This is a genomic window from Shewanella sp. LC6 (assembly GCF_006385735.2).
In the GTDB taxonomy this organism is placed as follows: domain Bacteria; phylum Pseudomonadota; class Gammaproteobacteria; order Enterobacterales; family Shewanellaceae; genus Shewanella; species Shewanella xiamenensis.
Genome location: NZ_CP043902.1, coordinates 4,117,019 through 4,139,563, shown reverse-complemented (window position 1 = coordinate 4,139,563; position 22,545 = coordinate 4,117,019). Strand labels below are relative to the sequence as shown.

The following is a 22,545-nucleotide window of genomic DNA, read 5'->3' as shown; positions in this document are numbered from 1 at the left end:
TAAGTTAGCTGATTTAAGCAGTAAAGCGATGTCATTAAAGGAACCAAAATTAAGAGATAATAATAATGAAATTCAACAAACTCATGATCGCGATGGGGATGGCCTGCGGGGTGATGCTCACAGGCTGTAACGATAGCGAAGATAGTACTCCACCAACCGAACCTGAAACCCAACTGCAAACCTTTGCCCCTAATGGCTTACTCAAAGCCAATATCCGACGAACCACCTACGGCGTACCCCATATCCAAGCCGACAATTTAGAAAGCCTAGGTTTTGGTAGCGGTTACGCACAAGCGCAGGACAACCTCTGCGTGCTCGCCGATGGTTTCATTAAGGCGAATTCCCAGCGCTCTATGTACTTTGGCCCCCATGCGTCGATAGATTTCACCACAGGGCTACCTACCGCCGAAGATAATGGCAACTTAATCTCCGATTTTGCCTACAAAGCCTTAAAAATCCGTGAGCAAGCCGAAGCTAAGTGGCCGCAGTTTAGTGAACGCTCTCGTGCATTGATCCAAGGTTTTACCGCGGGTTATAACCAGTATCTTGCGGATGTGGAGGCGGGCAAACAAACAGCAGAACCTTTCTGTGGCGGCCAACCTTGGGTAAAACCTATCGTGCCTGAAGATGTGGTCACTTATTTGTTTTCCATTGCATTGTTACCCGGAGCGGCTAACTTCCTCGATTTGATTTTCTACGCTAATCCCGGGGATGCACAGGAATATATGCCACGTATCGTGGGTCCAGCGCCGAGCCAAGAGCAGACCGCGTTTGTCAGCGATATGCAGTCTAAATTGATTGCCCGCGCAGCCCGTATTACCACGCCAGAAACCAATCCACGGGATTTAGGTTCTAACGGCTGGGGACTCGGTAAAGACAAGACCGAAAATGGCCGCGGTATGGTGCTCGGCAACCCGCATTTCCCGCACACGGGTAACCTGCGTTTCTGGCAATCCCATATCACTATTCCTGGGCATTTAGATATGATGGGTGGCTCGCTGGTGGGGATGCCTGGCCCGATCAATATAGGTTTTAACAAAGACTTAGCTTGGACTCATACCTTCTCAACTGCTGAGCATTTTGTGATGTACAACCTTGAGTTGGTCTCGGGCGATAGATTGCAATATCTGTTTGATGGTAAGCCCATGCCGATCAATAAAGAGACGGTTTCTATCATAGTGAACGCCGGTCCTGCGGGCATGTTAGTGGCTGAAAAGGATATTTACACCACGGCCAAAGGCCCTATGGTTGAGGCGCCACCTACGCTTGCGCCTTTTGGTTGGGATGATGGCAGTGCCTTTATGATCCAAGATGCCAATATGGCGACAATGGATCCTGTCGATCACTGGCTCGCCATGAACTTAGCGACCAATAAAGATGAATTTCAACAAGCCTTTAAAGATTACGACGGGGTTATTTTCAACAACACTATGTATGCCGATAAAGAGGGCAATGCCTTCTATATCGATGACTCGACAGTACCCGGTTTGTCCGAGTCTGCCGTTGTGCTGTTAAAGACTTCGCCCGATATTAAGGCGGCAAAAGAGAAAGCAGGCTTTACTATTTTGCCGGGTAATACTTCCTTGTTTAGCTTTAGTGGCCCCACGCCCTATGAACGTGCGCCTAAGCTGGAGCGTAGTGACTTTGTGCAAAACTCCAATGACTCCTTCTGGTCAACAAACTTGAATGAGCCCCTGACCTACTTCTCGCCTATGTATGGCCCAGAAGCAGGGCAATTATCACTGCGTACCCGTATGGGATTAACGCTAATGCAGGATGCGGCAGGCAGCGATGGTAAGTTCAATCTCCAAGAGTTGGAGGCTGCCGTATTATCAAATCGTAGTTACTTGGCTGAACTGGTCTTGCCGGCATTAATTGCCCAATGTGAGGCACAAGGCAGTACGCCTGTGGTAGTGTCTGCCAGTTTATCAAAAGATCTCACCTCAGCTTGTGCGGCGTTAAAAGCCTGGAATGGTAAGCAAGATAATGACAGCAAAGGCGGCGCCTTACTGCGCGAATTTGCCCATCAGTTTAATCAAAAGACGATGCTGACCAAGAGATTTGATCCCGCGAATGCGGCGACCACTCCGAATACACTGGCTACCGACGGCAGTGCATTAGTGGCGCTTGCCCATGCGGTGCTGAATTTAGAAGCCGCAGGTTTTGCTTTAGATGCACCGCTAGGTGATGTGCAGTTTGTCGAGAAGTCTCTTCCCGATGGCACTGCCAGCGGAGCGCGTCTACCTTGGCCAGGGAGTCACAACGCTGAGGGTGGTTTTAACGTGTTTTCAACTAGCTTATCAGGCGACGATACGTTAATTCCACAACATAAATATGCGCCTCTGATGGACGTCGTTACAGGCAAAGCCATGGGTTCTGGCTTAACGGCGAAGGGATATCAAATACGTTATGGTTCAAGTTGGATGATGGCGGTGAGCTTTACCGATGAGGGCCCTGTTGCGCGCGGCATACTCACTTATTCTGAGTCGAGCAATATACTGTCGCCTTCGTTTACCGACCAAAGCAATCTGTATTCCAGCAGTAAGAGTTTCCGTCCTTTACTGTTTAAGGAAGCTGATATTGCGCCAGCCGTAGTCTCAACCACTGAGTTGGTGCTGCAAAAAGCCCAATAATGCTGCGCTAGTCGGGTGGTGATTCATTGGCCCACTTAGGTGGGCCTTTTTATTGGGTGGGCTTTTTATAGGTTGTTCAACGTTACAAAATGTAAAAATTTAACAATGCCGCTAGTGATCTAGTTCAAGTTTTTATAGTGGTTGTTTGAGCTTTGTTGTATTTATCGGTTTTTTGCGACTTAACACGTTTTTGTGGCTTTTATCGACGACAGAGTAATGTCGCCATTTAGGCTTAAGGGTAAATTTACTGTACTTTCTTGGTGATTAATTGTGATCACTTTGATGCACCATTGAAAATTTATTACATAAATTCATAGATCTAGATCTCAATCCCAGCTTTATTTGAAATTCCATTACTTAAAATGGTTTTAGATCAACTTTTGCTTAAGCTTTTTCGCTATCCTTACGCCGAATTTTTTATGCGGTTTCACCGTAAGGTAATTTTACTATGCAAAAAGATGCGATCAGTGTTTTAGAAACACCTCAAAGCACGCAAGAAAGCACAACAAGACGCTTACCTTGGACGCGCCAAGATACTACTTGGATGCTGAGTTTATTTGGTACCGCTGTGGGGGCGGGCATTCTCTTTCTACCTATCAATGCGGGTATGGGTGGTTTTTGGCCCTTAGTCTTGATGGCCATCATCATCGGACCTATGACCTATTTGGCCCACCGTGGTCTTTCACGCTTTGTTTGTTCATCGAGCATTCCTGGCAGTGATATTACCCAAGTGGTTGAAGAACACTTTGGGATTGGCGCGGGCAAGGCGATTACGCTGCTCTATTTTTTAGCGATCTATCCGATTGTGCTGATCTATGGCGTGGGGATCACCAATACTGTTGATAGTTTTATCGTCAACCAATTGGGCATGGCATCACCGCCGCGTTTTCTGCTTTCTGGTATCTTGATTTTCGGCATGATGGCCGTGATGGTTGCCGGTGAGCAATTTATGTTGAAGGTGACTCAACTGCTGGTGTATCCGCTGGTAGGGATTTTGGCCTTTATGTCTTTGTATCTTATTCCTGAATGGAAAATGGATGCACTGCAAGTTGTGCCTGAAACCGGCGCCTTTTTAGGCACAGTATGGCTAACCATCCCTGTACTGGTGTTTGCCTTTAACCATTCTCCGGCGATTTCGCAATTTTCGGTTTCCCTTAAGCGCGACCATGGCGGCAATGCCGCACGTAAGGCCGATGTGATCCTGCGTAATACGTCAATGATGTTAGTCGGCTTTGTGATGCTATTTGTGTTCTCCTGCGTGTTGTCATTGTCGCCTGAACAATTGGCCGAAGCGAAGGCAAAGAACCTGCCGATTTTGTCCTATTTAGCAAACGTGCATGATAGCGGTTTTGTCAGTTATTTCGGGCCTTTCATTGCCTTTATCGCGATTGTTTCTTCCTTCTTTGGTCACTATATGGGCGCGACTGAAGGTATGAAGGGCATTATTGTTAAGCAATTACGCTCAAGCAATAAGCAAGTCTGTGACAATAAGCTGAACAAGTTTATCCTCGTGTTTATGTTTGCCACCATTTGGGGCGTTGCGATTAAAAACCCAAGTATTCTGGGAATGATTGAGGCGCTAGGCGGCCCAGTGATTGCGGCGATTTTGTACTTAATGCCAATGTATGCTGTGTATAAAGTGCCGGCACTAAAAGCTTATCGTCACCGTATCAGCAATGTGTTTGTGGTGATTGCGGGTTTACTGGCGATGACGGCGATTCTATTTGGTCTACTCAGTTAAGACTGAGATATATAAGCGGTTTAAATGAAAGGATCGAGCATTGCTCGATCCTTTTTTATTACTTTTCTTCGTACATTAGATAGTAACTTTGCTTCATCCCTAAGGCTTGGTAGGTTTGCTGGGCTGCGAGGTTTTCCTGCTCGACATATAAACGGAAGCTGGCGGCGCCACCATTGGCCTCGGCCAATTGTTTTACTTCAGCATAGAGTCTGCCATAAATCCCCTGACGGCGATTTTGCGGGCGAATATATACGCTCTGGATCCAGTAGTAATCTTTGGCGCGCCAGTCGCTCCACTCGAAGGTAACCATCAGCGAGCCGACAATTTCTCCTTCGATTTCAGCTACCAGATAAAAGCCTTTTTCGGGATGATTAAGTAGGGTATTGACGCCTTTGATAAGCGTGGTTTCATCTAAGGCAAGACCTTCAGTCTCTTGCGCCATTGCCTGATTAAATTGGACTAGGGCGCTAAGATCTTGCACTTTAGCTTTACGGATCAACATTTAACAACTCCTCGGCGGTTAATGGCATTTACCGCTCTTGTGTTTGGGATGACGCTGATGTATCGGGATGAGTTAGGCATACACTGTAGCACGGAACCCCCCATCAGAACGAGTGAGCACAGATCCCTATCGCCCTTTAATTGCGGTTAAATTTTGTACGGCTAAAGTCTAATCTGCTAGGCTTGAATAAGGTTTTCACTAGCAGAAGTGGCGCGATTATGGGATTCGTTAAATCAACTCGTCGGTTTAAACCAATATTCTTACAACCTTATGATGCTCATAAAGATTTTCAAGTTAACCATGGGATGCACTTTATGCTAACTTTAGTTACCTTTGGCTTATGGGGGTTGGTTTGGTGGTATTTGATCCTCAAATCTCAGGGGGAAAATCAGTCACTCTTTAGCGGTTTCGATGATGACTACTGGAGCTACCTTATTGAGCGCGAGCAGCCGCCTGCATCGTTGTATCGTCAACGTTTTGCTCCGTCAGACAATACGGCGCAATTCGAGGCCTAAGCGATGCTTTAGCTGGATTTTGCCGCGGTTGATATCAACGTGATATAGATCATCCTTAAAGTTTTATTGCTTATGGTAGACTCGGCGGCTGGCTAATTGAAGGTTAGTCCCGCCAAGGATAAGGCTTTGCCCTATCATCATTTCAAATTCAAGGTTATAAACATGTCAAAACAAAGGTCATCAGCCTTAGGCCGGATCTGGTCTTCTTGGATGTCAGTGCCCCTGTGGCTACAAATTTTCGTTGGTATGGTGCTCGGGATTCTGGTGGGGGTCACTTTAGGCGAGCAGGCTTCCTACCTAAAACCTATTGGCACGCTGTTTGTGAATACCATCAAAATGCTGATTGTGCCTTTAGTCTTTTGTTCCTTGATTGTTGGTGTCACCTCAATGGAAGATACCGCCAAAATGGGCCGGATTGGTTTTAAATCCTTTGCGTTTTATCTCTGTACGACGGCGATTGCGATAAGCCTAGGCTTAGTGGTGGGCTATGTGATTCAGCCTGGTGCGGGTGTTCCTTTGTTGCAACACGAGGCGGTAAGTACGGCCAAAGAAGTACCCTCGGTGATGCAAACGCTTATTGATATAGTGCCCACCAACCCCGTAGCTGCATTGGCGAGTGGCCAGATCCTACAAGTCATTGTGTTTGCCGTGGCACTTGGGATTGCATTGGTATTGATTGGCGACCATGGCAAACCTGCGATTAAGGTGTTTGAGAGCCTTGCTGAGGCCATGTACAAGTTGACCGATATGGTGATGAAGCTTGCGCCCTATGGTGTGTTTGGTCTAATGGCATGGGTTGCGGGTGAGTATGGCATCGATATGCTATGGCCACTGATTAAAGTCATTATTGCCGTTTATATTGGCTGTATTATCCATGTGTTAGGTTTCTACAGCATAGTGCTGCGCCTATTTGCCAAGCTTAATCCGTTGCATTTTTTTAAGGGGATCAGCAATGCGATGGCGGTGGCATTTACCACCTCAAGTTCGGCAGGCACTTTACCTGCAAGTATGAAATGTGCGAGCGAATATCTTGGGGTAAACAAGAAGATCTCCAGTTTTGTATTGCCCTTAGGCACCACCATCAATATGGATGGTACAGCCCTATACCAAGGCGTGACCGCGCTGTTTGTGGCGCAGGCCTTTGGGATTGATTTAACGTGGGTCGACTATCTAACGATTATTTTAACCGCGACGTTAGCCTCAATCGGCACCGCGGGGGTACCGGGCGCAGGCTTAGTGATGTTGACTCTAGTGCTCTCGACTGTGGGCTTACCCTTAGAAGGTGTAGCCTTGATTGCGGGGATTGACCGCATTTTGGATATGGCGCGAACTGTTGTGAACGTCTCTGGTGACTTAGTGGCGACGACTGTAATTGCCAAATCGGAAGATGAACTCGACGTTGAGCATTACAATGCTGATATGGTGCAGAGCGCCGTGATTGCAGAGCAAAATGCCGCAAACGAAAGTGCTGCGACTAAGAGTTAATCGATCGAGTTAAGATTTGATTCGAATAAAAAACCGCCAATCGGCGGTTTTTTATTATCGATACACTTTTATTTCAGTTGGGTTAACACTAAAACAGGTTTATCGTCGCTGCTGAGTAATGTCAGACGTCCTTGCACTAATTTGGCTTTAGCGACCAGTGGTAGTGCTTGCATGACTTTATGCTCTTGCTGCATCAATGAATCGACACAGGCTTTCATGGTGCTGCCACCAGGGATGATTTTCAGCTCTTGCCCTTGCTGGTTATATTGGCCAAAAAAGTTATTGCAGCTGTTATTGCCAGAAAGCTTACCTTCTGCATCGAAGGTGATTTGAGCTGAGCTGTAATCAACAGTCGGTTGTCCTTGGACTGCTTCAATATGCCAGCTTCCCTGTAATGACACAGTGTCTTGATGGGCGACGTCAGTACTCTGACAAGCCGTTAAGCCAAAAAGTAATGCGCTTAATAGAAATGTTTGTTTTAACATTGTCTCAGTTCCTTTTTCGATATTCATGGCAATAGTGTACAAGTTTAGCGAGAGATAAAAAGAGGTTTATATGCAAGATAGTATTAAAAGCACTATGAATTTGTTGAAGTTTTTACATTGGTTAGGGGTTTTGATGTTAGTTTGTGGACTTGGGTTTTATATGTTGACTCAATGGAGTCTAGAAATCAGTGGGATGTTATTGATCGCAAGCTTAATTGGCTTAGGCTTAGTGTTGATGTCACCTTATCCTGTGGTGTTATTTATCCAATGGGCGAAGCGTCAGGATGAGTTGCCAAAATAATAGCGTTTGCGACTTTTACAACTCGGCCGAGTCTGCAGCGGGGTTGTTATAAAGCTCGGCATTGATCCCTTTTGCCTGATTACTGCTCGATTGTGTTGGCTCTTGCAACATAGATTTTAGTTTACAGCGAGCATCTTCCATCATGGGCGCTAACTTAGCCGTCGATTCAGGGGTAAAGAAACTGTAACTGGAATCGAGTTTAAGGTGATGATTTTGCTGTTCTAATTGTTTTTCGACCCGCTTTATAATGTGCAATATATCGCGTTCGCTATCGACAAAGGCTAACACCACAAACTGAGTCGCGCTGAAATGGGCTGCAACATCGGCTGTGCGAATGGTATCTTGAACCAAATTACCGAGGAGCCTGTGATGTTTCTCTTCTAAGCGTTTTTCCGGCGAGTCAGCTTCAATCAATTCGAAGAAAAGAATCCCCGCATGGGCGCCAAAGCGTCGTCCAAGATTGAGTTGCCTAGGAGCCATCATCATAAAGCCGTAATGGTTGAGCATGCCGGTCTCTTGATCGCGCATTGATAGCGATTCGATTCTATGGTTTTGACATAACAGGGATAATTCCTGCTGAAGCAGGATTTGGAAAGGTTCAAGCATGGCGCTGTTGCTTAAAGGATCGGCCATATGGGGGTTTAACACGCATAGTGAACCAAATTGACTGCCATCTGGCCATGCAATAGGGCGGGACAGAATGTATTGAATTCCGTCAAAATCTCTTGGAAGTTCATCGAGCATAAAGCGGCTTAAATTGAGATAATCTCCGTCTATGTTGCTATTTTTTAATGCTTCAAAGAGCGGGAAGTTATTTGGAAAAAGCGTGCCAGAAGTAAAAAGCGGCGTTTCGCTGACAGAACTGACGATCACTTCAAAACCCGATTGCGTTATCTGTAATACAAACACGTGGGTAGCGCTGTAGTAACTTTTTATTAATTCGCATTGTTGCATCCAACGACCTAAATTGACTTGAAGTAGATCGTTGTCAAGCACACTGATTTGGGGATTGATAGTCTCTGGCAGCATAAAATGGCGAGTGAATGACCTACAATTCAATAAGTGTGGGAAACAATAGCGTTATTAGCAAATTTTTTCCTAAAAGATAAAGTCTTTAGTATTTATTTAAGTATACTGACGCGCTTAAAATCTAGCGATAAGCTCAACTTGGACATACCTCTGATGCAAACGCGATTAGCAACTAAACAAGATGTTGATATATTGGCCGCGTTAGAGCGCCAGCATCTCAATGATGAGTTAATGTCTAATGGTGTCAATTTGGAAGGGCAAGCATTTAATCGTAATGAATTAACTCAGCTAATTGATAAGCATTGGATTGTGGTCGCTGAAATTAACGGACGCATTATAGGTTATGTGATTGCGGGACGTTGGTCGTTTTTTGAGACCTGGCCAATTTATCGCAATTTGTTGAAAAGATTGAATCGAATCAATGGCGATGGTCCTCAATTAACGGTGCAAAACAGCTGCCAATACGGTCCTATCTGGGTTGATAAAGCATATCGTGGCCAAGGCGTTTTTGAGGCACTTGTTACTCGCATTTACCGAGAAGCTGCGCCTAGTTTTACTTATCTGGTGACGTTTATAGCTGATGAAAATGAGCGTTCTTTGGCGGCGCATACTCGTAAAGCTAAAATGCAAGTTGCAGATTTTTTTACTTTTTCTGATAGGGATTATTATATTATGAGTGTTGATATTCGCTCATATGCACTCGCTCATCGTTAACTCGTTTTCCCGCCATATTTTACGTTGTTCTGCTTTCAAAAATCAGTATTTTTTAGGTTGATTGTGTCCTAAAAGATTGATCGACTATGTTTTATTAAATAGTTGTCAATAATAACCCTGATATCATGTTTGAACTTCGAAATTTTCTGGACAGAAGTTTTCTTATCTCTGTACGTGAGTCCTTTATCGCGTTACTGCCATTTATTCTTGTTAACTCACTACTATCACTGGTTATAGCGTTATTAAGTAGTTGGATCCCGGAATGGCAAACAACGGCATTTTTTTATGGCTTAACATTTTTTTCTGTGCAGCTTGCAAAGATATTTCCGTTGCTTGCGCTTATTTCTCTTTCCTTCCATTTTGCCAAATATCTTCAGCTTTCAGCGATTGTTGTGTGCTCAATCTCCTTTAGCATCATACTGGCTTTGCATGTGCCAACCACAGAGGAAGTACTTAGCATTGATTATGTTGATGTGGTTTTAGGTGATCCTCGGGTGGTTTTATTACCGATTTTAACGGCATATCTATTGCGCATATTGGTTACTTGGCGATGGCTAGACTTAGTAAAAGGAAAAGCATTGAGTCGATACTTAAAACAGCATCTGAATATTTTTTTGCCAGTAGTTATTTGTTTTATGGTTATATTGATGCTTGTTACCGAAGCATCTGCCTTACTTAGTTGGTTTTTTCGCCACTAATTGATACTTTGCAAACCGCTAGTATTGGGATCCAATTGTTTATCCGTATTTTATTAACCCATGTGCTCTGGAGCTTCGGTGTGCACGGTGATAATGCATATCTACTATTAATTGGTGTCGATAATGGCTTGACTGAGGTTGTACCTAATCTAACCGCGAGTCAATTTATGGATTTGTTTATTCTTTACGGTGGCAGCGGGGCGACGTTATCGCTCATTATTGCTATTTTCATTAGTTCTAAAGACAGTGCAACACGCCATATTGTTAAGATTGCAACGCCCTTTGCATTTTTCAATATCAATGAAATATTGATTTATGGTTTACCTATTATTTTTAACCCTAGATTATTATTGCCATTTATACTCTCGCCCATAGTGAATTTTATATTAGCCTATAGCGCCATCAGTATAGGTATTCTAGAATTTGATGCTCATAGCTTTCCTTGGATAACACCTCCATTTATTAATGCTTATATGGCGAGTGGGCATTTTAGTTCTGTGTTATTTCAATGTTTTTTGATAGCTATCGGTGTGTTGATTTATCTACCATTTGTACAGCGATTTTCTTTAATGAGTGAACACTATGAGTTCGATCGTGAGCTTATAAAAAGGATTCAATTTCAAGCAGATATTGAGCTGATGAATGAAACACATTATCTAAAAAAACAGTCAGAGTCTTTAAAGGCTGAAATTAATTTAGAGAAAACCATCAAAGAGGTGTTAGCCGGTGAATTGCAGCTTCACTATCAACCTAAGATTGCTTTAATTGATGGTAAAGTGGTTGGATTTGAGGCGCTAATTCGTCTTCGGGATGAGTATGGGGCCTTAAAAGGCCCTTATTTTATTGATGCGTTTCAACGTGCGGGCTATTCCCACATTATTGATCGTTTTGTAATTAATACCGTTGCAGAAGATCTTGCTCGTTGGGCATTAGAGGGCTTTTTTCCTAAGGTCAGTATCAATATTGACCCAAATAACATCACCGATAGTCAATTATTAGCGATTATGAATGATAGATTAGGTAGTGTTGCTCATCAGGTCGAAATTGAGATGTTAGAATCGGCATTCATGTTGGATATAAGCCGCATTGATAGCAGTATCAAACAGCTTAAGCAGTGTGGTTTCCGTTTTTGGTTGGATGATTTTGGTACTGGGTTTTCGAGTTTAAGTCTACTGAGTCGAATCAATGTCGATGGTATTAAGCTCTGAAGGATCCCCTCATAAATCAGCCATAGCACTGAAGGATCCCCTCATAAATCAGCCATAGCATAGCCATATTTGAGCAACTGATTGGCGAATAATACCCAGGCCGCCAGCAATTCTTTCTCCGTGATTTGATAATCAGGCCGCCTGAGTACCTCCAATCCCAAGCGAATCGTTGAGAGTACCGTTCGATGCCCAATGGTATTGGCCTGAAAATGCTTATCCCAGCCCTGTTGCTGTGCGTGTAAACCAACTAGCCACAACAGGCATTGAACCATCAACGCTATCAGTAGGATGATGTCGAATCGCTCTGGACTGTTGGTACGACTTTGGCGTAAGCCAAAGCCGTATGCCGGGCTTTTGAGGTCACGAAAGGTTTCCTCTATTTGCATACGTTTGGCGTACAGGTTTACCAGCTGCTTTGGGCTCCGAGATTCTGGTGGTAAATTGCTGGCTAACACCCAAGGCTCTTTCGCCGATGTTGAGTACGTTTTTGCCGATGGATGGTGGCAATTAGTCCTCGTTGAACGCTGATTTGTACGCCCCTTAGGTTTGCTACGATAAAGCGTGAGATGGCAATTGATAGGGTTAGTTTTGGTCAAGGTCTTACAACCCAGGCTCTTCGCTTGACCGTTGGCCAAGTCATGTGTACTGCGAACTGCACGCCAATTTTCAGCGCCAATATCTGCAAATTGAACTGTACCGCGAATACGGCTTAGCCAAAACCAACCATGCGCCTCAACCTCTTTGTACCAAGGCACTTTGAACCCCGCGTCAGTCACGATGAGAGGGGTAACATGCAAAGGTAAAATCTTGGCTAAGTCCGCTAAAAAACCGTTGTGGGAGGCCTTAGAGCATTGTTCTGATAGGGGATAGGACTTCTCATACAGGGTAATAGAGCGGCCATTGAAGGCTATTGAGGCGCGCAGAGCCATGATGCGTTTATGCTCTCGGATGTCTGACCAATCGACGAGCACAATCGGCATAGGGTTACCAGAACAGATGAGGCTGGCATGCCATTGGTAGACAGCTAACCGTTCTTGATGCAGATGCGTGTTGCCGAGCAAACGATCAATGCGCTTGATGTTGTGCTTGGTTCGGGCCGTGGTTGGTAAATTTCGACCTAACTCAGTCAAGGTCAGTGTCTTACATTCAATCAGTGCCTTAGAGGCCAGCATCAAGCTGTTTAATCGTTTTAGGTGAAGTTCTGGGCAGTATTGGTGTAAAGAATGTTGTAGGATATTGGCTTCGCGCATCTTGTTGTCCAAGTGTAGTTTTTGGAGAAACCATTTGATCATGCAACAAGATGCGCTTCCACCCTAATTTGATGATTTATTTGTAAATCATCAGGGGATTCTTCAGGCCATAGCATAGCCATATTTGAGCAACTGATTGGCGAATAATACCCAGGCCGCCAGCAATTCTTTCTCCGTGATTTGATAATCAGGCCGCCTGAGCACCTCCAATCCCAAGCGAATCGTTGAGAGTACCGTTCGATGCCCAATGGTATTGGCCTGAAAATGCTTATCCCAGCCCTGTTGCTGTGCGTGTAAACCAACTAGCCACAACAGGCATTGAACCATCAACGCTATCAGTAGGATGATGTCGAATCGCTCTGGACTGTTGGTACGACTTTGGCGTAAGCCAAAGCCGTATGCCGGGCTTTTGAGGTCACGAAAGGTTTCCTCTATTTGCATACGTTTGGCGTACAGGTTTACCAGCTGCTTTGGGCTCCGAGATTCTGGTGGTAAATTGCTGGCTAACACCCAAGGCTCTTTCGCCGATGTTGAGTACGTTTTTGCCGATGGATGGTGGCAATTAGTCCTCGTTGAACGCTGATTTGTACGCCCCTTAGGTTTGCTACGATAAAGCGTGAGATGGCAATTGATAGGGTTAGTTTTGGTCAAGGTCTTACAACCCAGGCTCTTCGCTTGACCGTTGGCCAAGTCATGTGTACTGCGAACTGCACGCCAATTTTCAGCGCCAATATCTGCAAATTGAACTGTACCGCGAATACGGCTTAGCCAAAACCAACCATGCGCCTCAACCTCTTTGTACCAAGGCACTTTGAACCCCGCGTCAGTCACGATGAGAGGGGTAACATGCAAAGGTAAAATCTTGGCTAAGTCCGCTAAAAAACCGTTGTGGGAGGCCTTAGAGCATTGTTCTGATAGGGGATAGGACTTCTCATACAGGGTAATAGAGCGGCCATTGAAGGCTATTGAGGCGCGCAGAGCCATGATGCGTTTATGCTCTCGGATGTCTGACCAATCGACGAGCACAATCGGCATAGGGTTACCAGAACAGATGAGGCTGGCATGCCATTGGTAGACAGCTAACCGTTCTTGATGCAGATGCGTGTTGCCGAGCAAACGATCAATGCGCTTGATGTTGTGCTTGGTTCGGGCCGTGGTTGGTAAATTTCGACCTAACTCAGTCAAGGTCAGTGTCTTACATTCAATCAGTGCCTTAGAGGCCAGCATCAAGCTGTTTAATCGTTTTAGGTGAAGTTCTGGGCAGTATTGGTGTAAAGAATGTTGTAGGATATTGGCTTCGCGCATCTTGTTGTCCAAGTGTAGTTTTTAGCGAAACCATTTGATCATGCAACAAGATGCGCTTCCACTCTAATTTGATGATTTATTTGTAAATCATCAGGGGATTCTTCAGTATTAAGCTAGATCGCAGTATTCTCGCCAATGCCAGTGAGCCTAAAGGTCGTACTTTATATCTGCAAATTTGCAAGCTTTGTAGTAGTTTAGGTTTTAGCTTGACAGCTGAGGGGGTTGAAACCCGTGTTGAAGCCGAGTTTGTAAAAGAAGCTGGTGTTGCTTATGTGCAAGGTTGGTTATATGCCAAGGCAATGCCAGGACCCGATGCTAAAGCCTTTTGGTTGGAGATAAATGGTGAGTAAATCCTTGGTCAATATCTTGTTGGCTAACTATGCCCAGACTAGTTTATCGGCGTGGGACAACCTGCGCGTATTATTATCCGAGTGTGCCTTGCTGCAATGTGAGGCCCGAGGATTTGAAGTCGATTGCGACGATAGTCGCCCCCATTATTGGTTACAGATTGAAGATTGTTGGCTCGATTGCGGCCGCACCAATGCTTACAGTGCGGCTATAGTATGTTTAACGCCCGAGGTCGTTCAAGGTGCAAGGATAATTGGCGAACAAGAGTGTGCACTGTTATCCGCCGCGCAGATAAATCTGCTGTGTATGCAAAACGCCCATTTTGACCATTGTTAATCTGGATCACAGGATTAACCATTTCCCCATCGGGTAATTTCCTTGATAGCCAAAAGGAAGCCGTCCCTGCAAGTACCAGGCTAAACGTTCTTGTGTGAAGTCGCATAGCGTGACTTCGGCTAACAATAAGGTGGCTAAGGTTTCGGCATCATCTGCGACTAGTGCGCAAATCTCGGCAACGGGCATTATTTTCCACGTTTCCAGATAGGCGGTTTTCGCTATTTGAGCGACGATTTCGCTAGAGACTTGGGGCTTTAATCTGTCGGCTTGTTGATGGTCGCTAACACATAAGCTTTCATAGGGTTCAGTGTAGGGCGGTTCGAAAAAACGGTCGGGATCCCTTTCAAGGCAAGTGGCTATGTCTTCTAGGCTACCTAAGGTGTTGGCCATGGGCTCGTAATGGCCCACTTTGTTCGCCCAAGAACAGGATTGGAGTTGTGCGATTAACGGCTTCATTGAGTCTCTGTCTTTTGCATAGAGTAAAAGCCATCTTGCTGAGAGGAATGGAGTTAGGCAATACATCCTAAGCATAAAAAAACCGCCATTAGGCGGTTTTTTCTTGTAAAAGCATGAGCTTAATGTAGATTACAGACCTGCATCGGCGCGCAGTGCGTCAGCTTTATCCGTCGCTTCCCATGGGAACTCGCTGCGGCCAAAGTGACCATAAGCGGCTGTCGCTTGGTAAATTGGACGAGCTAAGTTCAACATCTCAGTCAGGCCGTATGGACGCAGGTCGAAGTGTTGACGGACTAACTTGATTAAGACTTCTTCAGATACTTTACCCGTACCGAAAGTCTCAACACTGATAGAAGTCGGTTCAGCTACACCGATAGCGTAAGACACTTGGATCTCACAACGGTCTGCCAGACCCGCTGCTACGATGTTTTTCGCAACGTAACGGGCAGCGTAAGCAGCACTACGGTCAACTTTTGATGGGTCTTTACCAGAGAATGCACCACCACCGTGACGCGCCATACCACCGTAGGTATCCACGATGATCTTACGACCGGTTAAACCACAGTCACCCATAGGACCACCGATCACGAAACGGCCAGTTGGGTTAATGAAGTATTTAGTGTCCTTGCTCAGCCATTGTGCTGGCAGAACTGGTTTGATGATGGTTTCCATCACGCCTTCAATCAAATCCGCTTGAGCGATATCAGGGCTGTGTTGGGTAGACAATACGATCGCATCAATACCAACAATCTTGTTGTCTTCGTAGGCGAAGGTCACTTGGCTTTTCGCATCTGGGCGTAACCATGGCAGGGTGCCATTTTTACGCACTTCTGATTGACGCTTCACTAATGCGTGGGCATAAGTAATAGGTGCTGGCATCAGAATGTCAGTCTCGTTGCTGGCATAACCAAACATTAAACCTTGGTCGCCGGCACCTTGCTCTTTTGGATCTGCGCGGTCAACACCCTGGTTGATGTCCGGTGACTGTTTACCAATCGCGTTTAATACGGCGCAAGAATCGGCATCGAAGCCCATATCTGAATGGATATAACCAATTTCACGAACCGTTTTTCGGGTAAGCTCTTCAATATCAACCCAGGCAGAGGTGGTCACTTCGCCACCTACTAATACCATGCCAGTTTTGACATATGTTTCGCACGCAACGCGCGCTTTAGGATCTTGGGCCAGAATCGCGTCTAGCACAGCATCAGAAATCTGATCTGCAATCTTATCGGGATGACCTTCTGAGACCGACTCAGAAGTAAACAAGTGCTTTGCCATAGTAGGAAAATCTCGTCGTTAGCAATCAAACGTGTAGAAGCATCTACATCTAGACGGCTATTTTAGTGGAAATTCATCGCCATGACACCCCCAAAGCTAAATATTTCTGTACTTAGTGAGGTAAATCTCAGCTTTAAAATTTGAACTAAAAAGCGTTTAAGTTAATTAACTTTTTGAAAATTATAATTAAAAACTATAATCACTCTCTGCAAACCGTTGGGTAAACTTGGAATCGTTGCTGTTTTCCCATCACGGACTCTTTAAGGTTAATGACACTGAGTGATTGTCATTGCGAGTTTAGTACGATGTTTTGGCTTGAATAGTTCATCTTTAAGCTATTTTTTTATCGTAAAAAGTCCCATTGGGAGTGCGAAGACAAGATTGTGGTGAATTTTCGTTTGCGTCGCTTCGCTATGTAGGGGAAAATATGCATCCAAATTGCCCGCTAGACCCCCACAAATTAAGCAGGAGAGAGCATGCCTTCCCGTAAAGTACTCGCCAACGCAATCCGTGCGTTAAGTATGGATGCAGTTCAAAAAGCAAACTCAGGCCACCCTGGCGCCCCAATGGGCATGGCAGATATTGCGCAAGTGCTGTGGAATGATTTCCTTAAGCACAATCCGAACAATCCGAAATGGGTAGATAGAGATCGTTTTATCCTCTCTAACGGTCATGGCTCTATGCTGATCTACTCTTTATTACACCTCACGGGCTACGATCTGCCAATGGATGAGCTGAAGCAATTCCGCCAGTTACATTCTAAAACCCCAGGTCACCCAGAATATGGTTACACCCCAGGTGTTGAAACCACCACGGGTCCATTAGGTGCGGGGATCAGCAACGCTGTGGGTATGGCGATTGCAGAAAAAACCTTAGCGGCACAGTTTAACCGTGAAGGTCACGAGATTGTTGACCACTACACATACTGCTTCCTCGGCGATGGCTGCTTGATGGAAGGTATTTCCCACGAAGCGTGTTCTCTGGCTGGTACCTTAGGCCTAGGCAAACTGATCGCATTTTGGGATGACAACGGCATCTCTATCGACGGTCATGTTGAAGGCTGGTTTACCGATGACACGCCAAAACGTTTCGAATCATACGGCTGGCATGTGATTGCTAACGTAGATGGTCACGATAGCGATGCGATTCGCGCGGCTATCGAAGCGGCTAAAGCGGTCACCGACAAACCAACCATGATCTGCTGCAAAACCATTATCGGTTTTGGTTCGCCAAACAAATCTGGCAGCCACGATTGCCACGGCGCGCCATTAGGTGATGCGGAAATCGCCGCGGCCCGTGAATTCTTAGGCTGGCCACATGCGCCATTCGAAATTCCTGCCGACGTATACGCTGGTTGGGATGCTAAAGAAGTGGGAGCAGCCCGTGAAGCGGCATGGAACGATAAGTTTGCCGCTTACGCGAAAGCTTACCCAGAACTGGCTGCTGAATACGAGCGCCGTGTACTGAAAGGTGAATTACCAGCCGATTTCGAAGCCAAAGCACAAGCCTTTATCCAAGAATGCCAAGCCAAAGGCGAAGGTATTGCGAGCCGTAAAGCGTCACAAAACGCGATTGCAGCCTTTGGCGCTATGCTGCCTGAACTGTTAGGCGGCTCAGCAGACTTAGCGGGTTCTAACCTCACCTTGTGGGCAGGTTCTAAAGGGATTCAAGACGATCCAGCGGGTAACTACGTGTACTACGGTGTGCGTGAATTCGGTATGAGCGGCATCATGAACGGTGTGTCTCTGCACGGTGGTTTCATCAACTACGGCGCGACTTTCATGATGTTCATGGAATACGCACGCAACGCTGTACGTATGTCTGCACTGATGGGAATTCAAAACATCTTCGTTTACACCCATGACTCTATCGGTCAAGGTGAAGACGGCCCAACTCACCAACCCGTTGAGCAATTAGCTAACCTGCGTATGACGCCAAACATGGCGGTATGGCGCCCATGTGACGCGGCTGAAACCGCAGTAGCGTGGAAAGCGGCTATCGAACGTCGCCATGCTCCAACATCACTGATCTTCAGCCGTCAAAACCTGAAGGCTCAAGCACGTACTGCTGAGCAATTAGCCAATGTGGCAAAAGGCGCTTACGTACTGCAAGACTGCGCGGGTACACCTGAGTACATTCTGATCGCTACTGGTAGTGAAGTGCAATTGGCGGTAGAAGCTGCTGCGGCCCTGACTGAACAAGGCAAACAAGTTCGCGTGGTATCTATGCCATCAAACACTGAGTTTGATAAGCAAGATGCTGCTTACAAAGAATCTGTACTGCCAAAAGCCGTAACTAAACGTATTGCTATCGAAGCGGCCCATACTGACTTCTGGTACAAGTATGTTGGTTTCGAAGGCACAGTTGTGGGCATGACTACTTTTGGTGAGTCTGCGCCAGGCAACGTGCTGCTGAAGCACTTCGGTTTCACCGTTGAAAATGTGCTGAACGCTGCAAAATCACTAGGCTAATTGTTTAGGTGATGGGATTACCGACAAAAGGTTAAACTTTTGAAAGGTTAATCTGTATAATGCGGCCTGCAATTGTTTGCAGGCCGTTTTTGTATATGCAGTATTGTTAAGAGGAAATAAAGACCTCAATGATCCGAGTCGCAATCAATGGTTATGGTCGTATTGGCCGCTCAATCCTTCGTGCTTTATATGAGTCCGGAAAACGCCAGCAAATCCAAATTGTCGCAATCAATGAGTTGGCTAAGCCTGAAGCCATTGTCCATTTGACCCAGTACGATACTACCCACGGTCGATTTCAGCCCAGAGTCAAATTAGTCGATGATCAGATGCTGATCGGCGATGACGCCATCAAAATTCTCCATGAACCTGATCCAGCCAAGCTACCTTGGCGCGAGATGGACATCGATATCGTCTATGAAGCGACAGGTGCCATTTTAGATCGACAAAGCTGCGAGGCCCATATCCACGCGGGTGCCAAACAAGTCTTAATCAGTCATCCTTCATCGGCCGATGTCGACGGCACAATCGTTTACGGTGTGAATCAAGAATTACTGCGCGCCGAGCATACAGTGGTCTCCAATGCCTCTTGTACCACCAACTGTATCGTGCCTGTGATTGATGTACTGGATAAACACTTTGGTGTGAAAAGCGGCGCGATTACCACCATTCATTCGGCGATGAACGATCAGCAAGTGATTGATGCCTATCATGATGACTTACGCCGCACCCGAGCTGCGGGTCAGTCAATTATCCCTGTTGATACTAAACTTGCCCGTGGTATTGAGCGGATTTTGCCGCACATGAAGGACAAATTTGAGGCGATTTCGGTGCGAGTGCCGACGATTAACGTTACCGCTATCGATCTTTCGGTAACATTAGATAAAACAGTGGATATTGCGACCGTCAATCAAGTGTTAGAATTGGCCGCCAATGGACGATTTAACGGCATCTTAGGCTATACTGACGAGCCGCTGGTATCCTGTGATTTTAACCATGATCCGCGCTCCAGTATTGTCGATGGCACCCAGACTCGGGTGAGCGCAGGGCAGTTGGTTAAACTGTTGCTGTGGTGCGATAACGAGTGGGGCTTTGCCAATCGCATGTTAGATACCAGTTTAGCGATGATTGCAGCTAAACAAAGCTGAAGATAAGAATTGATACCAATGGGTTAAAGCGTAGTGGCCAATTCGACGGGATGTCGAGTGCCGAATCGCCATCTACACTAACCGATTGATGAAAAACCAGTTTGTTTTTTGATTATAAAAGGAAGCGTTACCATGGCAATTATCAATATGTCAGATTTAGATCTCCAAGGTAAGCGAGTGCTTATTCGTGAAGATCTCAATGTGCCTGTCAGCAACGGCGTCGTCACCAGTGATGCACGTCTGCGTGCCTCACTCCCCACTATCGAGTTAGCCCTTGCCAAAGGTGCAGCGGTGATGGTGATGTCTCACTTAGGTCGTCCAACCGAAGGTGAGTACAACAGTGAATTCTCCATGCAACCTGTAGTCGATTACTTGGCCAAAGCCCTGTCTTGCACCGTCCGTTTAGCGACCGACTATTTAGACGGCGTTGAAGTTGCGGTAGGCGAAGTGGTTGTGTTTGAAAACGTTCGCTTTAACAAAGGCGAGAAGAAAAACGATGAAGCGCTGTCAAAGAAAATGGCAGCCTTATGTGATGTGTATGTGATGGATGCTTTTGGCACGGCTCACCGCGCAGAAGCCTCAACGAATGGTGTTGGTTTACACGCCCCTATCGCCTGTGCTGGTCCATTACTGGCCCAAGAGTTAGATGCTTTAGGTAAGGCGTTAGATAATCCTGCTCGTCCATTAGTTGCGATTGTTGGTGGCTCTAAAGTGTCAACTAAGCTGACCGTATTAGAAAGTTTATCCGGCATTGTGGATCAATTAGTGGTTGGCGGTGGTATCGCCAACACCTTTATCGCTGCGGCGGGCCACAACGTGGGTAAATCCTTATACGAAGCGGATTTAATTGATGAAGCTAAGCGCTTAGTGGCGAACGCCCAAAGCCGCGGTGGCGATATTCCTGTGCCTACCGATGTGGTTGTGGCGGGTGAGTTTAGTCCAACGGCTGCTGCGACCTTAAAAGCAGTGAGTGAGGTTGGCGATAGCGACATGATTTTCGACATCGGTCCCGACAGCGCCGAAGCGTTAGCGAAAATCATTGAGTCTGCTGGCACTATCGTATGGAACGGTCCTGTGGGCGTGTTCGAATTCGACCAATTCGGTGAAGGCACTAAGCGTATCGCGCAAGCTATCGCTGATTCTAAAGCCTTCTCTATCGCTGGCGGTGGTGACACCTTAGCGGCGGTCGATAAATACGGTATCGCCGATAAAGTCTCTTACATCTCTACTGGTGGTGGTGCTTTCCTCGAGTTCCTCGAAGGTAAAGAGTTACCCGCTGTAGCTATGTTGAAAAAACGCGGTGCCTAACATTGAGTTAGGTATTGCGCTGTCGCGGCACTGCGCCGCGACAGCACAAAAAATGATAAAAAATTATAAAAAAAACCGCTCCTTCTCTAAAGGGATTTACACATCACTAGAGCGATTGAGCATAAAAATCCATCCAAACGATAGCGACCTCGGTGACCCAGCGTTAATGTGAAGTCACCCTATTATTGGAGTTAAAAAAATGGCGTTAATTTCCCTACGACAACTACTCGATCACGCGGCAGAACATGGATACGGTGTGCCAGCGTTCAACGTAAACAACCTTGAGCAAATGCGCGCCATCATGCAGGCCGCAGAAGCCACCGACAGCCCTGTTATCGTGCAAGCCTCTGCGGGTGCGCGTAAATATGCGCGTCCACAATTCTTAAAATACCTGATGACGGCTGCACTTGAGCAGTATCCCGATATCCCAGTTTGTATCCACCAAGACCATGGTACTGACCCTGATATTTGTCAGCGTTCTATCCAATTAGGTATGTCATCAGTAATGATGGACGGCTCATTAATGGCCGACGGTAAAACCCCAGCGTCTTACGAGTACAACGTTGATGTGACTCGCAGAACTGTTGCATTCGCCCACGCGTGTGGTGTGTCTGTCGAGGGCGAAATCGGTTGTTTAGGCAGCTTAGAAACCGGTACTGCCGGTGAAGAAGACGGTGTGGGCGCTGAAGGCGTATTAAGCCACGACCAACTGCTGACCAGCCCAGAAGAAGCGGCACGCTTCGTTGCTGATACCCATGTTGACGCGCTAGCGATTGCAATTGGTACCAGCCACGGCGCATACAAGTTCAGCCGTAAACCAACGGGTGATGTACTGCGTATCGACCGCATCAAAGAAATCCATGCCCGCATTCCTAACACTCACTTAGTGATGCATGGATCTTCTTCTGTGCCGCAAGAATGGCTTAAGATCATCAACCAATACGGTGGTCAAATTCCTGAAACTTACGGCGTGCCATTAGAAGAAATCGTTGAAGGTATCAAACACGGCGTGCGTAAAGTGAACATCGATACCGACTTGCGCTTAGCGTCTACTGGTGCGGTACGTAAATACTTGGCCGAACACCCAAGCGAGTTCGACCCACGTAAGTTCCTGAAAGCCTCTATGGAAGCGATGGCAGACATCTGTACCGTTCGCTACGAGGCCTTTGGTTGTGCGGGTCAAGCCTCTAAGATTAAGCCTTTGTCTTTACAAGCAATGTACAAAGCGTATCAATCAGGTGCTTTAGACCCTAAGATCAACCTGTAAGCCTTAAATCACTTTTCAAAGCCCGCTGATTAGCGGGCTTTTTTATGCAAAAAATCGATGAATTTTT

21 protein-coding genes are annotated in these 22,545 nt (G+C 46.1%); 14 read left to right on the top strand and 7 right to left on the bottom strand.

The features are described from left to right. Window positions 1–65: 65 nt before the first annotated feature. Both FJD32_RS18565 and FJD32_RS18560 read left to right on the top strand, forming a co-directional pair. A complete protein-coding gene (locus FJD32_RS18565) occupies window positions 66–2,633 on the top strand; it encodes an acylase (protein ID WP_088586080.1) in 2,568 nt (855 codons plus the stop codon). A 448-nt stretch (window positions 2,634–3,081) separates the two neighbouring features. Continuing rightward, entirely contained in the window at window positions 3,082–4,374 is a 1,293-nt protein-coding gene (locus tag FJD32_RS18560) for an HAAAP family serine/threonine permease (protein ID WP_037414617.1), read from the top strand. Window positions 4,375–4,432: 58 nt separating this feature from the next. Here FJD32_RS18560 and FJD32_RS18555 read toward each other — a convergent pair whose 3' ends face one another. Beyond that, entirely contained in the window at window positions 4,433–4,876 is a 444-nt protein-coding gene (locus FJD32_RS18555; protein ID WP_037414619.1) for a GNAT family N-acetyltransferase, read from the bottom strand. Window positions 4,877–5,094: 218 nt separating this feature from the next. Between FJD32_RS18555 and FJD32_RS18550 the strand changes: the two genes are divergently transcribed. Next, on the top strand, window positions 5,095–5,391 hold the full coding sequence (locus FJD32_RS18550) for a DUF4234 domain-containing protein (RefSeq protein WP_037429472.1): 297 nt from the start codon (window positions 5,095–5,097) through the stop codon (window positions 5,389–5,391). 162 nt (window positions 5,392–5,553) lie between these two features. Beyond that, complete coding sequence (locus FJD32_RS18545) at window positions 5,554–6,876, top strand: dicarboxylate/amino acid:cation symporter (protein ID WP_037429470.1); 1,323 nt, start codon at window positions 5,554–5,556, stop codon at window positions 6,874–6,876. Between the two features lie 68 nt (window positions 6,877–6,944). Here the strand turns inward: FJD32_RS18545 and FJD32_RS18540 are convergent, their stop codons facing one another. After that, a complete protein-coding gene (locus FJD32_RS18540; RefSeq protein WP_037429466.1) occupies window positions 6,945–7,361 on the bottom strand; it encodes an META domain-containing protein in 417 nt (138 codons plus the stop codon). 70 nt (window positions 7,362–7,431) lie between these two features. On the opposite strand from FJD32_RS18540, the gene FJD32_RS18535 reads away from it, so the two are divergent. Next, window positions 7,432–7,662: a hypothetical protein gene (locus tag FJD32_RS18535; RefSeq protein WP_037414628.1), complete on the top strand. Its 231-nt coding sequence runs from the start codon at window positions 7,432–7,434 to the stop codon at window positions 7,660–7,662. 15 nt (window positions 7,663–7,677) lie between these two features. On the opposite strand, the gene FJD32_RS18530 is transcribed toward FJD32_RS18535, so the two are convergent. Next, entirely contained in the window at window positions 7,678–8,691 is a 1,014-nt protein-coding gene (locus FJD32_RS18530; protein ID WP_037429465.1) for a deoxycytidine triphosphate deaminase, read from the bottom strand. A gap of 153 nt (window positions 8,692–8,844) precedes the next feature. On the opposite strand from FJD32_RS18530, the gene FJD32_RS18525 reads away from it, so the two are divergent. The 3 genes from FJD32_RS18525 (at window position 8,845) to FJD32_RS18520 (ending at window position 11,311) form a co-directional block, all read left to right on the top strand. Next, window positions 8,845–9,405, top strand: a complete 561-nt coding sequence (locus FJD32_RS18525; RefSeq protein WP_109277532.1) for a GNAT family N-acetyltransferase — start codon at window positions 8,845–8,847, stop codon at window positions 9,403–9,405. Between the two features lie 125 nt (window positions 9,406–9,530). Further along, window positions 9,531–10,103 (top strand): hypothetical protein, encoded by a 573-nt coding sequence (locus FJD32_RS25155; protein ID WP_226871821.1) that lies wholly within the window; start codon window positions 9,531–9,533, stop codon window positions 10,101–10,103. Between the two features lie 35 nt (window positions 10,104–10,138). Beyond that, a complete protein-coding gene (locus FJD32_RS18520; RefSeq protein WP_240199971.1) occupies window positions 10,139–11,311 on the top strand; it encodes an EAL domain-containing protein in 1,173 nt (390 codons plus the stop codon). A gap of 41 nt (window positions 11,312–11,352) precedes the next feature. Here FJD32_RS18520 and FJD32_RS18515 read toward each other — a convergent pair whose 3' ends face one another. Next, a complete protein-coding gene (locus FJD32_RS18515) occupies window positions 11,353–12,561 on the bottom strand; it encodes an IS4-like element IS10A family transposase (protein WP_001206290.1) in 1,209 nt (402 codons plus the stop codon). A 102-nt stretch (window positions 12,562–12,663) separates the two neighbouring features. Further along, window positions 12,664–13,866: an IS4-like element IS10A family transposase gene (locus tag FJD32_RS18510; RefSeq protein ID WP_205403012.1), complete on the bottom strand. Its 1,203-nt coding sequence runs from the start codon at window positions 13,864–13,866 to the stop codon at window positions 12,664–12,666. A gap of 86 nt (window positions 13,867–13,952) precedes the next feature. Here FJD32_RS18510 and FJD32_RS18505 point away from each other — a divergent pair, with 86 nt between their 5' ends. Both FJD32_RS18505 and FJD32_RS18500 read left to right on the top strand, forming a co-directional pair. After that, the gene (locus FJD32_RS18505) at window positions 13,953–14,216 is read left to right on the top strand and encodes an EAL domain-containing protein (protein WP_088586079.1); all 264 of its coding nucleotides are present in this window, start codon (window positions 13,953–13,955) and stop codon (window positions 14,214–14,216) included. Further along, a complete protein-coding gene (locus FJD32_RS18500; protein WP_037429464.1) occupies window positions 14,206–14,550 on the top strand; it encodes a hypothetical protein in 345 nt (114 codons plus the stop codon). The genes FJD32_RS18505 and FJD32_RS18500 overlap by 11 nt, the downstream gene beginning before the upstream one ends. Window positions 14,551–14,556: 6 nt before the next feature. Here the strand turns inward: FJD32_RS18500 and FJD32_RS18495 are convergent, their stop codons facing one another. Together FJD32_RS18495 and metK are read right to left on the bottom strand one after the other, a co-directional pair. After that, window positions 14,557–15,006: a hypothetical protein gene (locus FJD32_RS18495; protein ID WP_140907418.1), complete on the bottom strand. Its 450-nt coding sequence runs from the start codon at window positions 15,004–15,006 to the stop codon at window positions 14,557–14,559. A gap of 129 nt (window positions 15,007–15,135) precedes the next feature. Beyond that, window positions 15,136–16,287: a methionine adenosyltransferase gene (gene metK / locus FJD32_RS18490; protein ID WP_037414745.1), complete on the bottom strand. Its 1,152-nt coding sequence runs from the start codon at window positions 16,285–16,287 to the stop codon at window positions 15,136–15,138. A 476-nt stretch (window positions 16,288–16,763) separates the two neighbouring features. On the opposite strand from metK, the gene tkt reads away from it, so the two are divergent. From tkt to fba, 4 genes are all read left to right on the top strand, one after another. Then, entirely contained in the window at window positions 16,764–18,758 is a 1,995-nt protein-coding gene (gene tkt / locus FJD32_RS18485) for a transketolase (RefSeq protein WP_037429460.1), read from the top strand. Window positions 18,759–18,886: 128 nt separating this feature from the next. Next, on the top strand, window positions 18,887–19,903 hold the full coding sequence (gene epd / locus FJD32_RS18480; RefSeq protein WP_037429458.1) for an erythrose-4-phosphate dehydrogenase: 1,017 nt from the start codon (window positions 18,887–18,889) through the stop codon (window positions 19,901–19,903). Window positions 19,904–20,035: 132 nt separating this feature from the next. Then, window positions 20,036–21,211: a phosphoglycerate kinase gene (locus FJD32_RS18475; protein WP_037429457.1), complete on the top strand. Its 1,176-nt coding sequence runs from the start codon at window positions 20,036–20,038 to the stop codon at window positions 21,209–21,211. A gap of 199 nt (window positions 21,212–21,410) precedes the next feature. Next, complete coding sequence (gene fba / locus FJD32_RS18470; RefSeq protein WP_011071213.1) at window positions 21,411–22,478, top strand: class II fructose-bisphosphate aldolase; 1,068 nt, start codon at window positions 21,411–21,413, stop codon at window positions 22,476–22,478. Window positions 22,479–22,545 lie beyond the last annotated feature (67 nt).